We start from the raw sequence: 482 nt of genomic DNA, 5'->3' as shown, positions 1-482 counted from the left end.
TTAGGAGCTATCAACCCGCTTACGCACACGGTCACTTTTTACACCACTCAGACAGCGGCAGAATCGGGAACAGGCAGTATCATTAATCCGACAAGTTATATCAGTGATACCCAAACAATTTATGTCAGAGTAGAGACTACCGCTACGGGTTGTTATGATATTGTGCCATTGCAGTTAATCGTAAATCCGCTGCCAAATGCTACCCAGCCGAACTATCCTCAATATTCACTTTGTGATACCACCGGAGCAGTAGGCTTTGAGACGTTTGATTTAGCTTCACAGGTAAGTTCAATACTATTGGGACAAACGGGTATGGATGTTACTTTTTATCCGAGTTTGTCAGATGCACAGAGTGGCAGTAATGCCATTACCAATCTGCAGTATACCAACACACAGATTTATGTTCAGACGTTAGGAATCCGAATAACGAATCAGGATACAGACTGTTATGTAATCTCTACGATGGATATCAGGGTAGAGCC

1 protein-coding gene is annotated in these 482 nt (G+C 42.9%); it reads left to right on the top strand.

The features are described 5' to 3' along the window. A partial coding sequence (locus L1S35_RS13215; RefSeq protein WP_236401457.1) for an FIDD domain-containing protein occupies positions 1 to 482 on the top strand: 482 nt, incomplete at both ends.

The sequence above is a fragment of the Flavobacterium anseongense genome, assembly GCF_021608185.1.
GTDB lineage: Bacteria > Bacteroidota > Bacteroidia > Flavobacteriales > Flavobacteriaceae > Flavobacterium > Flavobacterium anseongense.
The sequence above is the reverse complement of the archived record's forward strand: the minus strand, read 5'-3'. Positions and strand labels throughout refer to the sequence as shown.